Origin of the sequence: Phytohabitans sp. LJ34, from assembly GCF_052068095.1 — a bacterium.
Lineage (GTDB): Bacteria > Actinomycetota > Actinomycetes > Mycobacteriales > Micromonosporaceae > Phytohabitans.
The window spans coordinates 194,993-208,941 of record NZ_JBQHDG010000001.1 but is presented as its reverse complement, the minus strand read 5'-3'; the positions used below and the strand labels follow the sequence as shown (position 1 = coordinate 208,941).

13 protein-coding genes are annotated in these 13,949 nt (G+C 72.3%); 5 read left to right on the top strand and 8 right to left on the bottom strand.

What is annotated here, in order from left to right:
* Positions 1-91: 91 nt before the first annotated feature.
* Positions 92-1,003 carry a bifunctional helix-turn-helix transcriptional regulator/GNAT family N-acetyltransferase gene (locus tag ACTMTJ_RS00955; RefSeq protein ID WP_441214083.1) on the bottom strand — a complete coding sequence of 304 codons (912 nt, stop codon included), beginning with the start codon at positions 1,001-1,003 and terminating at the stop codon, positions 92-94.
* Between the two features lie 82 nt (positions 1,004-1,085).
* Between ACTMTJ_RS00955 and ACTMTJ_RS00950 the strand changes: the two genes are divergently transcribed.
* A complete protein-coding gene (locus ACTMTJ_RS00950; RefSeq protein ID WP_441214082.1) occupies positions 1,086-2,126 on the top strand; it encodes a glucose 1-dehydrogenase in 1,041 nt (346 codons plus the stop codon).
* On the opposite strand, the gene ACTMTJ_RS00945 is transcribed toward ACTMTJ_RS00950, so the two are convergent.
* Positions 2,115-3,104, bottom strand: coding sequence for a medium chain dehydrogenase/reductase family protein (locus ACTMTJ_RS00945; protein ID WP_441214081.1), 990 nt, complete (start codon positions 3,102-3,104; stop codon positions 2,115-2,117). The genes ACTMTJ_RS00950 and ACTMTJ_RS00945 overlap by 12 nt on opposite strands.
* Positions 3,105-3,158: 54 nt before the next feature.
* Between ACTMTJ_RS00945 and ACTMTJ_RS00940 the strand changes: the two genes are divergently transcribed.
* On the top strand, positions 3,159-3,836 hold the full coding sequence (locus tag ACTMTJ_RS00940) for a TetR/AcrR family transcriptional regulator (protein ID WP_441214080.1): 678 nt from the start codon (positions 3,159-3,161) through the stop codon (positions 3,834-3,836).
* Here the strand turns inward: ACTMTJ_RS00940 and ACTMTJ_RS00935 are convergent.
* From ACTMTJ_RS00935 to proB, 3 genes are read right to left on the bottom strand one after another with little or no spacing between them, the layout of a single operon-like run.
* Positions 3,822-5,132 (bottom strand): DUF2252 domain-containing protein, encoded by a 1,311-nt coding sequence (locus ACTMTJ_RS00935; protein ID WP_441214079.1) that lies wholly within the window; start codon positions 5,130-5,132, stop codon positions 3,822-3,824. The genes ACTMTJ_RS00940 and ACTMTJ_RS00935 overlap by 15 nt on opposite strands.
* A 32-nt stretch (positions 5,133-5,164) precedes the next feature.
* Entirely contained in the window at positions 5,165-6,409 is a 1,245-nt protein-coding gene (locus tag ACTMTJ_RS00930; protein WP_441214077.1) for a glutamate-5-semialdehyde dehydrogenase, read from the bottom strand.
* Positions 6,410-6,423: 14 nt separating this feature from the next.
* Entirely contained in the window at positions 6,424-7,533 is a 1,110-nt protein-coding gene (gene proB / locus ACTMTJ_RS00925) for a glutamate 5-kinase (protein ID WP_441214075.1), read from the bottom strand.
* A 28-nt stretch (positions 7,534-7,561) separates the two neighbouring features.
* Here proB and ACTMTJ_RS00920 point away from each other — a divergent pair, with 28 nt between their 5' ends.
* Complete coding sequence (locus tag ACTMTJ_RS00920) at positions 7,562-7,867, top strand: MGMT family protein (RefSeq protein WP_441214073.1); 306 nt, start codon at positions 7,562-7,564, stop codon at positions 7,865-7,867.
* Between the two features lie 84 nt (positions 7,868-7,951).
* Here the strand turns inward: ACTMTJ_RS00920 and ACTMTJ_RS00915 are convergent, their stop codons facing one another.
* On the bottom strand, positions 7,952-9,406 hold the full coding sequence (locus ACTMTJ_RS00915; RefSeq protein ID WP_441214071.1) for a gamma-glutamyltransferase: 1,455 nt from the start codon (positions 9,404-9,406) through the stop codon (positions 7,952-7,954).
* 59 nt (positions 9,407-9,465) lie between these two features.
* On the opposite strand from ACTMTJ_RS00915, the gene ACTMTJ_RS00910 reads away from it, so the two are divergent.
* Positions 9,466-10,812: an MFS transporter gene (locus ACTMTJ_RS00910; RefSeq protein WP_441214070.1), complete on the top strand. Its 1,347-nt coding sequence runs from the start codon at positions 9,466-9,468 to the stop codon at positions 10,810-10,812.
* On the top strand, positions 10,781-12,184 hold the full coding sequence (locus tag ACTMTJ_RS00905; protein ID WP_441214068.1) for a pyridoxal phosphate-dependent decarboxylase family protein: 1,404 nt from the start codon (positions 10,781-10,783) through the stop codon (positions 12,182-12,184). Before ACTMTJ_RS00910 ends, ACTMTJ_RS00905 begins: the two co-directional genes overlap by 32 nt.
* On the opposite strand, the gene ACTMTJ_RS00900 is transcribed toward ACTMTJ_RS00905, so the two are convergent.
* Together ACTMTJ_RS00900 and ACTMTJ_RS00895 are read right to left on the bottom strand one after the other, a co-directional pair.
* Positions 12,181-13,368, bottom strand: a complete 1,188-nt coding sequence (locus tag ACTMTJ_RS00900) for a hypothetical protein (RefSeq protein WP_441214066.1) — start codon at positions 13,366-13,368, stop codon at positions 12,181-12,183. The two genes, ACTMTJ_RS00905 and ACTMTJ_RS00900, sit on opposite strands and share 4 nt — an antisense overlap.
* A complete protein-coding gene (locus ACTMTJ_RS00895; RefSeq protein WP_441214064.1) occupies positions 13,361-13,909 on the bottom strand; it encodes a SigE family RNA polymerase sigma factor in 549 nt (182 codons plus the stop codon). The genes ACTMTJ_RS00900 and ACTMTJ_RS00895 overlap by 8 nt, the downstream gene beginning before the upstream one ends.
* Between the last annotated feature and the right edge of the window lie 40 nt (positions 13,910-13,949).

Sequence of the window (13,949 nt, the reverse complement as noted above, 5' to 3'; positions counted from 1 at the left end):
TCGGCGCCGTCGCGGCTGTCGACCGTCCACCCGAGCCCCGACGCCACGGCCAGCGCGACGAAGAACGCGACGAGGATCAGCAGGTCCATGGCTACAGCTCCCGGGACCAGATCTCTTCGACCATGTCGTGGCCGAAGGCGCGTGCCTTGGTCTCCTCGTCGAGGGTGAAGCCCAGCCGCCGGTAGATGCGGTGCGCGTCGACGGTGCGGTCGTAGGTCCACAGCCTGATGCGCTGGTATCCGGCGCGGCGGGCAAAGCGCAGGCACTCCTCGACCAGCCGGCTGCCCACGCCGAGGCCGCGGGCGCTCGGCTCGACGAGCAGCAGGCGCAGCTGTGCGGTGGTGTCGTCGCGGCGCACGCAGATCACGCAGCCGACCGGCGCACCGTCGACCTCGGCGATCCAGGCCGCCTCGCGCCGGGGGTCGTGCTCGGTCGCGTAGTCGGCGACGACCTTGGCGACCAGCGCCTCGAACGTCTCGTCCCAGCCGAACTCGCGCGCGTAGATCGCGCCGTGCCGCTGCACCACCCAGCCGAGGTCGCCGGGCGCCGGCGGGCGGAGCACCACCATGCCGGCCGGCGGGTGCTCGCCGAGCAGCTCGCGGATCGTGCCCATCGCGCCGAGCAGCCGCCGCTGGTCGGCGTCGCCGAGGCCGCCGATCAGCTCGGCGATCTGGGCGTTGGTGCGGGTCTCCAGGTCGGCGTCGACCGCGCGGCCGGCGTCGGTCAGCTCGATCACCTGCCGCCGGGCGTCGACCGCCGACCGTGAGCGCCGTATCAGGCCGTCGGATTCGAAGCGGGCCAGGATGCGGCTCAGGTAGCCGGCGTCGAGGCCGAGGGCGCGGCGCAGGTCGACCACCTCGGCCGCGTCGCCGTGCGCCAGCTCGTAGAGCACGCGCGCCTCGCTCAACGTGTACGGCGTGCTGAGCAATCCCTCCTGAAGCACGCCGATCACCCCCGTGTAGAAGCGGTTGAACGCCCGCACCTCCGCGACTCGCTCATTCATTGCCCACCTCAAGCATTCCTTTGACTCCGTCAACTATCTCGCTCTCCTGCGCCGCGCGCAAGAGGGGCAGAGAATGAGCCGCATGCGGGCACTCACCATCACGCCGGGTACCAAAGACTCGCTGCGCCTCGTCGACGACGCGCCCGAACCGCCCGAGGAGGAAGGCCCGGTGCTCGTCGAAGCCGTAGCCGTGGGCGTGTGCGGCACTGACCGCGAGATCATCGCCGCGGACTACGGCGAGGCACCGCCCGGCGAGCAGCACCTGGTCATCGGCCACGAGTCGCTGGGGCGGGTGCTGGAGGACCCCACCGGCACCTTCACGGCGGGCGACCTCGTCGCCGGCATCGTGCGCCACCCCGACCCGGTGCCCTGCCCCAACTGCGCGGTCGGCGAGTGGGACATGTGCCGCAACGGCCAGTACACCGAGTGCGGCATCAAGGCGCGGCACGGGTTCGCCCGCGAGCGGTGGCGGGTGGAGCCGGGGTTCGCCGTGCCGCTCGACCCGGCGCTCGCCGAGGTCGGCGTGCTCCTCGAACCGACCAGCGTCGTGGCCAAGGCGTGGGAGCACATCGCCGCGGTGGGCGCCCGGGCGCACTGGGAGCCGCGGACCGTGCTGGTCACCGGCGCCGGACCGATCGGCCTGCTCGCCGCCCTGCTCGGCCACCAGCGCGGGCTGACACTGCACATCCTCGACCGGGCCAAGGACGGGCCCAAGCCGGCGCTGGCCGACCGGCTCGGCGCGACGTACCACAGCGGGCAGGTCGCCGACCTGGACTTCGAGCCGGACATCGTCGTGGAGTGCACCGGCGCGCCACCCGTGGTGGTGCAGGTGATCGACAAGGTCGGGCGGGACGGTGTGGTGTGCCTGACCGGCGTGTCGGCGGCCGGCGAGCATGTGGGCGTCGACGCCGGCGCGCTCAACCGGGCGGTCGTGCTGGAAAACAACGTGGTCTTCGGCACGGTCAACGCCAACCGCCGCCACTGGAACGCCGCCGCCGAGGCGCTGGGCAAGGCCGACCAGGCGTGGCTGGCCGACCTGATCACGCGCAGCGTCCCGGTGGACGGTTACGCCGACGCGTACGCCCCCCGGGACGGGGATATCAAGGTCGTCCTAGGGTTCTAGAACGATCTTGCCGACCACGGCGCGGTCGTCGAGCATGCGCAGCGCCTCGGGTGCCTGAGCCAGCGGCAGCCGCGTGGCCACCTGCGGCCGCAGCTCGCCGGCGCGCAGCAGGCCGATGACGGTGGCGAGATCCTCGTCGAAGTGGTTTTTGTGGTTGATCGAGTAGAACCGGCACCGCCGGCCGCCGTTGGGCGGGATCGACCACCAGGCGAACTTGCCGAACGTGCTCACGAACGGCGCGAGCCGCCAGCCCTTGTCGTCGACGGTGGCCGCGCTGCCGTACACGATCAGGGTGCCGCCGCGGCCGAGCATCCGCCACGACTGCTTGAGGCCGGGGCCCGCGGCGTGGTCGAAGACCGCGGCGACCCCACCCGGCGCGATCTCGCGCACGCGCTCGACAAGCAGCGGGTCGCGGTAGTCGACCGGGGTGGCGCCCATCGCCCGAACCTTGTCGTGCTTGCCCGGCGACGCCGTGCCGATCACCCGCGCGCCGGCCCGCAGCGCCAGCCGCACCAGCAGCGTGCCAACCCCGCCGGCCGCGCCGTGCACCAGCACCGTCTGGCCGGCGGCCACCTTCGCCACGCGATGGATCATCTGGTACGCGGTGACGCCGTTGGTGATCAGCGCGACCACCTCGCCGGCATCCAGGTCGTCGGGAACGGGGACCAGGTGCTCGGCGGGGATCACCACCCGCTCCGACCAGGCCCCGGTGCGGGTCATGGCGGCCACGCGGCCGCGGACCGAAACGCCCGGCCCCGCCGCCTCGACCCGGCCCACCAGGTCGTAGCCGGGGACGAACGGAAACTTCGGCTGCGCGTAGTAGCGCCCGCGCAGCATCTGCACCTCGGCGAACGCGACGCCGGCCGCCTCCACCGCGAGTCGCACCTGCCCCGGGCCGGGCTCGGCCAGCTCGCGCTCCTCGAACCGCAGCACGTCCGGACCGCCGGCGTGGGGCATGACCACCTGGGTCGTCTTCATGGTTAGATCCTCTCTCGTTAGTTAGAAGCTCTAACTCAAGTTAGACTGTCACGCATGGAAAGCGCAACCCGTCGCGAGAGACTTCGCGCACAGACCCGCGAAGAGGCCAAAGCGGCGGCCCTCCGGCAGATCGCCGCCGCCGGGCCGCAGTCGCTCTCGCTCAACGCGATCGGCAAGGAGCTCGGGATGACCGGCCCGGCCCTCTACCGGTACTTCGCGGGGCGCGACGAACTGCTCACCGAGCTGATCAGCGACGGATACCACGATCTGGCGGACGCGGTAGAGGCGGCGAGCGAGGCGGTGGCGGGTGCGGAGCCGGCCGACCGGATCCGGGCGCTCGCCCGCGCGTTTCGGCAGTGGGCGCTCGCGCAGCCGCACCGATACCTGCTGCTGTTCGGCACTCCGGTCCCCGGGTACGCGGCACCGTCGCACACGATCGGCGCGGCGACCCGCACGCTGGGCGCGTTCCTGGAGCCGATCGCGGCGCTCTCACCCGCTCCGCGGGCGGCCACTCTCGAAGGTCAGCTGGCCGCCGGCCTGGCCGACCGCAACCCGGACCATCCCTGGTCGGGGCCGGCGCTGCGGCTCGGCGTGAGCGGCTGGACCCGCATGCACGGCGTGGTCAGCCTCGAGGTGGAGGGGCACTTCGGCCCCATGGGATTCGACGCCGGCCTGCTGTTCGAGGCCGAGATCGAGTCGTTGATCGCCGAGGCGATGTCAGAGGCCGGGTAGCTTCCCGTTGCGGAACAGGTCGACGAAGATCTGGTGGTCCGCGCGGGCCCGGATGCCGTACTCGTGGGCGAAGTCGACAAGGTGTGCGACGAACCCTTCGGTGTCCCGGTCGACGACCGCCACGATCGCCTCCTCGGTGGAGAAGTCGACGAGGTCGTGGCTGGACTCGTCGTCGGCGACCGAGTGCATCCGGGCCACCGCCCGGCCCAGGTCGGTGACGACGCCGGCCAGCTCGTCCGGCTCGTTCACGTCGGCCCAGTCGAGGTCGGCGGCGTAGGGCGACACCTCCGCGACAAGCTGGCCCACCCCCTCCAGCTCGGTGAAGCCGAGCCACGGGTCGGCGTGCGCCTGTAGCGCCCGCTGCGACTCGGCGGTGCGGTGCCCCTGGTGCGTGAAGTAGCCCCGCACCTTCTCGTCGGTGATGTGCCGCGCGACGGCGGGCACCTGGGCCTGCTTCATGTAGATGACGACGTCGTTCTCCAGCGCCTGGGTGTGCCCCTCCAGCAGCAGGTTGTACGACGGCAGGCCGGCCGAGCCGATGCCCACGCCCTTGCGCAGCACCACGTCCTTGATGTGCGTGGCCACCGGCCGCTGCGCCGCGGTCGCCTCGGGGAGCGTGGCGAGGTACCGCTCGAAGGCGGCCACCACGGTCGCCCGCGTCTCCGCGTCGATCTCGTACACGCCGTCGCCCAGCGAGAAGCGCCGCTCGTAGTTGTCGATCGTGGTCTGCTCCTTGAGCAGGTCGACCCGGGTGTTGAGGCGCGCCTGCTGGAGCACGGTGCGCAGCACGCCGTCGGCGTTCTCCAGCGTGATCGAGCCGATGGCGTCGTCACCCCCGGCGGCGATCGCCCGCAGCTCGGTGAGGTACGCGGTCGCGAACCGCGTCACGAGGTCGCTGATCACCGCGTCGGAGAGCGCCTTGGCGTACCCGATGAGCGCCACGCTGGCCGAGAAGCGCTTGAGGTCCCAGGAGTACGGGCCGACGTACGCCTCGTCGAAGTCGTTGACGTTGAAGACGAGCTGGCCGGACGAGTTCATGTACGTGCCGAAGTTTTCCGCGTGCAGGTCACCGTGAATCCACACCCGGCTGGTCAACTCGTCGAGAAACCGCTGGTCGGCGAAGTCGCCGGTCATGTCGGCGTAGAAGAGCGCGGCGCTGCCCCGGTAGAACGCGAAGGGCGAGGCGGCCATCTTGCGAAACTTGCGGCGAAACGCGGCCGGGTCGAGCGCCATCAGCTCCCCGAACTCCGCCAGCAACACGTCGACGATCTTGGCCGGACGCTGATCATTGCTCATAAGTCCGCAGGCTAGACCCCGTCCGCCAGGTGTCAGATGCGCAGGTGGGCGTCGCCGGTGACCACGTACTTCGTGGAGGTGAGCTCGGGCAGGCCCATCGGGCCTCGGGCGTGGAGCTTCTGGGTCGAGATGCCGATCTCGGCGCCGAAGCCGAACTCTCCCCCGTCCGTGAACCGCGTCGAGGCGTTCACCATCACGGCCGCCGCGTCCACGTGCGCGACGAACTCGCGGGCCGCGGCCACCGACTCGGTGATGATGGCTTCGGTGTGCTGGGTGCCGTAGCGGCGGATGTGCCGCACCGCGTCCTGGAGCGAGTCGACGACGGCGGCCGAGATGTCAGCGGACAGGTACTCGGCCGCGAAGTCCTCCTCGGTCGCGGGGACCACCGCCTCCGAGAAACCCGCCACCCGAGCGTCACCGTGGACCGTTACGCCAGCCTCCGCGAAGGCCGTCAGCATGCGCGGCAGGAACGCGTCCGCCACGTCCGCGTGCACCAGCAGCGACTCGGCGGTGTTGCATGTGGACAGTCGCTGGGTCTTGCTGTTCATGACCACGGCGAGCGCCTTGTCGAGGTCGGCGGCCGCGTCGACGAACACGTGGCAGTTGCCCACGCCGGTCTCGATCACCGGGACCGTCGACTCCTCGACCACCGCCTTGATCAGGGACGCGCCGCCGCGCGGGATGAGGACGTCGACCAGCCCTCGCGCGCGCATCAGCTCCTTGACCGAGTCGCGGGTGGTGGAGTCGAGCAGCTGGACGGCGTCAGCGGGCAGGCCGGCGGCCTCGACGGCGTCGCGCAGGACGGCGGTGAGCGCGGCGTTGGAGCGGGCGGCCGACGACGAGCCGCGGAGCAGCGCGGCGTTGCCCGACTTGAGGCAGATGCCGGCCGCGTCGACGGTCACGTTGGGGCGACCCTCGTAGACGATGCCGACCACGCCGAACGGCACGCGGATCTGCCGCAGCTCCAGCCCGTTGGGGAGGGTCGAGCCGCGCACGACCTCGCCGACCGGGTCGGGCAGCGCGGCCATCTGGCGCAACGCGTCGGCCATCGCGGCCACCCGCCCCTCGGTGAGGGAAAGACGATCGATCATCGCCGCGGTCAGGCCACCGTCGCGCGCCGCCGCCACGTCCGCGGCGTTTCCGCTCAGGATCTCCGGGGTACGGGCGAGCAGCGCGTCGGCCATCGCCAGCAGCGCGGCGTCCTTGGTGGCGCGGGTGGCGGTGCCCAGCGCGGTGGCCGCCTCGCGGGCCCGCAGTGCCTGCTCGTTGACGCTCATCGACATCTCACTCTCTACAGCAGGACGAGGTCGTCGCGGTGCACGACTTCGCGTTCGTATCCGGGGCCGAGGGCCGCGGCTAGCTCCACAGTGGACCGGCCGAGCAGCGAAGGGAGCTCGACCGCGTCGTAGTTGACGAGCCCGCGGGCGACCGGCGCGCCCGAGGAGTCGACGAGGTCGACCGGGTCGCCGGCGGTGAACGCGCCGTCCACCGCGGTGATGCCGGCCGGCAGCAGCGACTTGCGGCGGGCCACGACCGCCTGCACCGCACCCGGGTCGAGGTGCAGCCGCCCGCGCGGCGAGGTGGCGTGGGCCAGCCAGAAGAGGCGGGCGGTCGGCCGCTGGCGTACCGGATGGAAGAGCGTGCCCACCTCCTCGCCGGCGAGGGCCTCGGGGGCGAGCGGGGCGGCGGTCAGCACGACCGGGATGCCGAAGCCGGTGGCGATACGCGCCGCCTCGACCTTGGTGACCATCCCGCCGGTGCCCACGCCGGCCTTGCCCGCCCGGCCCAGCGCGATGCCCGCCAGATCGGCCTCGCCGTGCACGTCGCCGACCTTGCGGGTGTCCGGCCGCGCCGGGTCGCCGGTGTAGAGCGCGTCGACGTCGGACAGCAGCACGAGCAGGTCGGCGTGCACCAGGGCGGCGACGAGCGCGGCCAGCCGGTCGTTGTCGCCGAACCGGATCTCCTCGGTGGCGACCGTGTCGTTTTCGTTGACGATCGGGACGGCCCGCATGTCCAGGAGCTTGCGCAGCGTGCGATACGCGTTGCGGTAGTGCGCGCGGCGGGTCACGTCGTCGACGGTCAGCAGCACCTGGCCGACGATCAGGCCGTGGCGGTCGAAGCTGGCCGCGTATCGCCCGATCAGCAGCCCCTGCCCCACGCTGGCCGCCGCCTGCTGGGTGGCCAGGTCACGCGGTCGCCGCGGGATGGCCAGCGGCGAGAGGCCGGCCGCGATCGCGCCCGACGACACGAGCACGACCTCGCGACCCTCGGCACAGAGCCCGGCGAGCACGTCGGCGAGGGCGTCGACGCGCCCGGTGTCGAGGCCTCCCGTGGCCGTGGTCAGCGACGACGAGCCGATCTTGACGACGACCCGCCGCGCTGAGGTGACTGCTTCGCGCACCCAACCATTCTGCATAGGCTGTCTGGCTGTGACCCCGGAGGAGTACGTCGAGGAGGTGCTGGCCCTCGTCGAGCGCATACCAGCGGGGCGGGTGATGTCGTACGGCGCGATCGCCGACTACCTGGCCGACCGCTCCGGCCGCTCCTCAGCCCGCCTGGTCGGCTCGATCATGGCCCGCTACGGCGGCCCGGTCCCCTGGCACCGCGTCGTCAACAACTCCGGCCGCGTGGTGCCCGGCCACGAGCTGGAAGCGATGGCGAGGCTGATCGGCGAGGCCACCCCGATGCGCAACGGCCGCGTCGACATGAAGAAAGCCGCCTGGTCCCCCGACTAGAGCCGCTTCGTGTTCAGGGTCGCCGCGGCCTCGCCCGGCTCTCAAGAGGGCTGCCCTCTTGGGGCGGGGGCAGGGGTGGGGGGTCTAGGCTGTCGCGCCTACGCCGCCGCGTCTGGGGTCGCCTGCGGCGCCGGCTACGCCGACCGCGCTGACGCCGCCGAAGTAGTGGTTCATGTCGGGCCAGCGGTTGACCTCGTAGCCGGACGCCTCCAGGGCCGCCAGCTCGTCTTCGGGGTAGCCGAGCTCGGCGTGCACCGTGTTGTCGACCACGTGGAAGCGCGGCCGGTGGATCGCCGACGGCATGTCGAGGCCGTCGACGAGCACGCCGAGCAGGGTGTCGACGAGTGCGGTGCGGATGCGCGAGGCGCCCGCGGAGCCGGCGGCGGCCACCAGGTCGCCCTTGTCGTCGACCACGACGAGCGGGCACATCATCGACTGCATGCGGCGGCCGGGCTCCAGGTCGGGCGTGATCAGTTCGCCTTCGCCGAGCATGGAGTTGAGGTTGATGCCCAGGCCGGGCAGCCAGACGCCGGCGCCGATGCCGAGCGTCGTGGTGATCACGCAGGCGTCGCCCTCGTGGTCGACGACCGAGATGTTCGTGGTGTCGCCGAGCCGCTGGGGGCCCCGGGTGCGCAGCGCGTCGGCCACCGCCACCGCGCGGGACGGGCGCGACATGGCGCTCAGCTCGGCGGGGAGCGCGGCGAGCGTGTCGATGGTGCCGTTGAGGTCGTGCCGGGCGTACACGTGGGAGCCGCCGATCAGCGCGTGCCCCACCTCCAGCTCCAGCACCCGGTAGGCGGCGAGGTCGGCCGGTCCGAGCGCGCCTCCGGCGGCCCGCACGGTGTCGACCATCACGCGCCCGAGCCGGCCGGTGTAGAACGTCGCCGGCCCCTCCTCGGCGAGGATCGTGAGCGCGCGGTCGAGGCCGGGGTGGTGCAGCAGCTCGCCGCCTTGGAGCAGCTCGCCCTTCGGTGCGTAGATGGCGGCGCCCTCGCCGGGCAGCAGCGCGGGCGCGACCGAGACGAGCGTGCGGGCCTGCGCGGCGGGCAGCACGACGCCGCTGCTGGCCAGGGTGATCGCCGGCTCCACCACCCGCTGCCAGGGCAGCCGGCCCCAGCGGCGGTGCACCTCGCCGCAGCCGGCCGGCACGCCGGGGACGCCGACGCTGGCACCCCCGATGGAGTAGGTCTGGGGTACGCCGCCGAAGAACACCTCGATCGGCACCATCGGCCCGGCGACGATGTCCCCGTCCAGCCCCGGCACCGAGCAGAAGAAGTCCAGGCATGTCACGGTCTGTGTCGCCGCGTCGTAGTACGTGGCGAAGCCGCCCCCGCCGATCCCGGTCAGGATGCTCTCGCTGGTGGTAGTGGCGAGCACCGCGGCCACAGCCGCGTCGGCCGCCGAGCCGCCCGCGGCGAGGATGCGCAGCCCGACCTCGGCCGTGGCCGGGTGACCTGCGGCTACGCCGGCGGGCACGCGCATCGCCTCCTCTCGGAGCGGTGCGGCGACGCGAGTCGCCGCGGGGACACCAATAGTCACGCGCCGCAGCGTAGAGCCATCTACCGCCGCGTGCGGGCAGATGGTTAACATCCCCGGCCATGAGTGACGCGTTGCCACGCAGGGTGCACGTCGGCTACGCGTTGGGTTCGGTGGCCACCGGCACCTTCGGCACGGTGCCGGGGCTGCTGTTACTTCCGTACCTCACGGACACGATGGGGGTCGCGGCGGGGGTGGCCGGGCTGCTCGTGCTGGTACCCAAGGCGTGGGACGTGCTCGTCAACCCCGTCGCCGGACGGATATCCGACAGGTGGGGCGGCCGGCGCCCGTACCTGCTGGGCGGGGGTTTTGCCCTTGCCGTGCTTTTCGCGGCGATCTTCGCCGCACCCGCCGGGACCGGTGCGGGCGCCACGGCATATGTGGCGGTGGCCTTCCTGGCGACCGCGACGGCGTACGCGTTCTTCCAGGTGCCGTACGTGGCGATGCCCGCGGAGATCACCGACGGGTACGCCGAGCGGACCCGCCTGATGACGTGGCGGGTCGCGTTCCTGGCGCTGGCGATCCTGATCTCCGGCGCGGTGGCGCCACTGGTGGTGAGCGCGGGCGGCGACGGCATACCTGGGCACCGGTGGATGGGGCTGTTCTGCGCCGCGCTGATCGTGGTCGGTGCGGTGGGCGTCTACGCCGGCACCCGCGGCGTGCCCACCGGCGAGGCACGGGAGAGCGAGCCGACCCTGCGCGCCCAGCTCGCCGTGGCGCGCGCCAACCGCCCGTTTCGGCTGCTGCTGGCCTGCTTCGTGGTCCAGGCCGCCGGGATCGGCACGATGCTCGCCGGCGTGAAGTACTTCGCCGACCACGTGATCGAGCGGCCGGACGACGGGCCGACCGTGCTCTTCGTGTGCTTCGTCGGGCCGGCGCTGCTGGTGATGCCGCTGTGGCGGCGGGTGGGTGCGTGGGCCGGCAAGGTGCGCGCGTTCGTCTTGGCTTCGCTGATCTTCGCGGGCGGTGCGCTCGCGCTGGTCGCCGCGCCCGCGCTGCCGCCCGTCGTGGTGTACCTGCTGGTGGCCGCGATCGGCTGCGGGTACGCCGGCGAGCAGGTGTTCGCGATGTCGATGCTGCCGGACTGCATCGCGTACGACACGACGCGCACCGGCCGCCGGCAGGCCGGCGTCTTCACCGGGCTGTGGACGGCCGGGGAGACGCTCGGCCTCGCGCTCGGACCCGGCATCTACGCGGTGGTCCTTCAGCTGTTCGGGTACGTGTCGTCGGACAGCGGCGCGGCGGCCGCGCAGGACAGCACCGCGCGGCTGGGCGTGCTGCTCGGCTTCACCGTGCTGCCCGCGGTGGTGGTCGGCGTCGGCACCGTGCTCATGCGCGGCTACGACCTGGACGAGCGGCGTCTGTACGGTGATCGGCATGTCGTTGTCGAAGGACGGCCTGCCGGCTGAGCAGGTGCTCGACGAGATCCGGGCGCTTCGCGCGGCCGACCGCCCCACCCATGGCGGGCGCCTGTTCGCGTATGTCTACGACTCGGGCCTGGACGGGCTCGACGACCTGGCCATGGCGGCGTACGGCCTGTCCGCGCACGTCAACGGGCTCGATCCCACCGCGTTCCCGTCCCTGCTGGCGATGGAGAACACGCTGGTCGGCGCGGCGGCCGCGCTGCTGGGCGGCGGCTCGGAGACGGTCGGAAACGTCACGAGCGGCGGCACCGAGTCGCTGATGCTCGCGGTGAAGGCGGCCCGGGACGGGGCACCCGGCGTCGAGCGGCCGCGCATGGTCGTGCCGCAGACCGGGCACGCCGCGTTCGCGAAGGCGGCGCAGTACCTGGGCGTGGCGCTCGACCTCGTACCCGTGTCGCCGTCCACCTTGCGCCCGGCGGCCGAGGACGTCGCGGCGGCGGTCGGCCCGGATACGGTGCTGGTCGCCTGTTCCGCGCCCTCGTACGCGCACGGCGTGGTGGATCCGGTGGAGGAGATCGCGGCCGTCGCCGCGGCGGCCGGTGTGCGGTGCCACGTGGACGCCTGCTTCGGCGGCTGGACGCTTCCCTACCTGCGGCGGCTCGGCGCGGATGTGCCGCCGTTCGACTTCGCGGTGCCCGGAGTCACGTCGATCTCGGTGGACCTGCACAAGTACGCGTACACGCCGAAGGGTGTCTCCGTGCTGCTGCACCGGGACGCGCGGCTGCGGCGGCCGCAGTACTTCGCGTACGCGGGGTGGCCCGGCTACTCGATGGTCAATCCGGTGATCTCGTCGACGCGGTCGGGCGGACCGATCGCCGCGGCGTACGCGGTGCTGCGCCACATCGGCGACAGCGGCTACCTCGCGCTCGCCGCACGCACGCTGGCGGCGGTGCGGGAGCTGGCCGCCGCGGTGTCCGCTGTGGACGGACTGCGCCTCGTCGCGCCGGCTTCGTCCACAGTGGTCTGCTTCACCGCCGACGGCTTCGACGTCTTCGTCCTCGCGGACGAGCTCACCGCGCGCGGGTGGCACACCCAGCCCCAGTTCGCGTACGGCGAGCTGCCGCCCAGCATCCACCTGAGCGTGACCGCCTCGGTGGCGCCGCGGGTGGCCGAGTTCGGCCCGGATCTCGCGGCGGCCGCCTGGGCGGCGCGGGCGGCCGGTCCCGTGGTGCTGCCGGAGATCTCGCTGGACCGCCCACTGCCCGAGCTGCTGGGCGCGCTCGGCTTCGGCAGTGGCCTACCGGAGCGGATGGCGCCGGTCAACGCGCTGCTCAATGCCGCACCGCCACACATGCGCGAGGCGCTGCTGGTGGACTTTTTAGGCCACCTACAGCGCCCCGCGCACTTCACTGACTAGCGGATCTTGAACGTGGCCTGGTTGTCTTCCTGGTTGAGGTCACCCATGACACCCGCGTCGAAGGCGGTCACGTCCACGGTGCCGGTCAGGCCGGTCGGCACGCTCGTGGTGTAGACGTGGAACCGGAACGTCCGCGTTTCGCCGGCCTCCAGCGGGTCCTTGAGGACGCAGTTCGGCGAGGCGTTGCGCTCGTTCGGGCCCGGCTGCACGATCTCGCAGGCGTCCCAGCCCGGTCCCTCGCGGCCCACCTGGAGCCCGGAGAGGTCGAGTGAGAGTGACATGTTGATGGTGTCGCGCGGGCCCGCGTTGCGCACGGTCAGGGTGATCAAGCCGTGTGGGTTGCCGTCCTTGTCGTTCGTGAAGACCAGGTCGGACGCGGTTATCTTCAGGTCGGTGCGGAAGTCCGGCCGCTCAGGGAAGCTGGTGGGGCCACTCGACTGCGCGAAGCCCGTGCCGTCCCAGGAGTAGGTCCGGTCCTGCTTCTGCACCTGCTTCTCGCTCATGTCGCAGCAGGGCTGGAGGTCGCCCACCCGCACCTTCACCGTGCCCTTACCGGCGGGCGTGACCTTGATGATCCACCCCAGGACGCCTTGCTCCGTGCGGACGACCTGGGCTCGGGTGACGATCTTCCCGGCCTGGTCGCGGTCGAAGACCACGACCTGCTGCATGTCCGCCTCGCCCGGGGCGCAGCCGACCGTGGCGATGGTCTCCTGGGCGCTGTCGGCGTCGACGTCGCCGTAGACGAGGTTCATCAGCCAGGGCTTGCTGAACGACGACTCACCGGCCAGGCGCACGTTGTCGCGGGTGCACGAGGACGGGGCGTTCGACTGCCACGGCGGCAGGTCGACCGCGGCGGCCAGCAGCTCGCCGCGGCTGATCCGGCCGTTCGGCGGCGGCGGGGTGGTGGTTGGGGCGGACGGAGACGGGGTGGGCGTGGCCGTGGTCTGCTCGGGCGTCGGCGTGCTCGACGTGCCGGGTGCCGGTGCGGGCCCGGCACCGTTGAACGCGGCGTACCCGGCGACCGGCGCGGCGACGAGCACGATGGCCGTTGCCACCACCGCGGTGACCGCCACCCGGCGGCGCCGCCGCACAGTGGTACGCACCGCTGCCGGCCCCGCGGGCACGATCTCCGGCGTCAGGCCGGCGCGGTAGTCCGCGAAGAAGTCGTCAAGGTGGTCAGTCACGGCTCTCCTCCGGCTGCTCGTTGCTCTCCGTCAGCAGGGCCGCCAGCGTGTTGCGTCCCCGGTGCAGCCAGGACTTGACGGTCCCCTCGGCCACACCTTCCTGACGGGCTATCTCGGCCACGGTCATGTCGGCCAGGTGGTGCAGCACCACCGCGCGCCGCTGGTTTTCCGGCAACTTCGCCAGCGCGGCCGTCAGCATCACGCGGTCGGGGCCGGGACCCGCCACGTGCTCCTCGCGCTGGCGCCGCAGGTATGCCCGCGCGGTGCGGATCCGGCGCCACCGGCTGGCCGCGAGGTTCCACGCGACCCGGCGCACCCAGGCCACCGGATCGTCGTACTGGACCACCTTGGCCCACCGCGCGTACGCCCGGCAGAACGCCTCCTGGGCCAGGTCCTGTGCTTGGGCGAGATCACCGGTGTAGGCGCAAAGCTGCACCGTGAGCGCCCGGAAGTGGGCGTGGTAGAAGTCGTCGAAGTCGGTCTCGCTCACGGCCCGTCCCACATCCGGCGGTGCCCCGTCGAGGCGTGGTGGCGTCGACACCTGCACATTCCCTCCCCGCGTGAATCCCGGCTTGGACCGG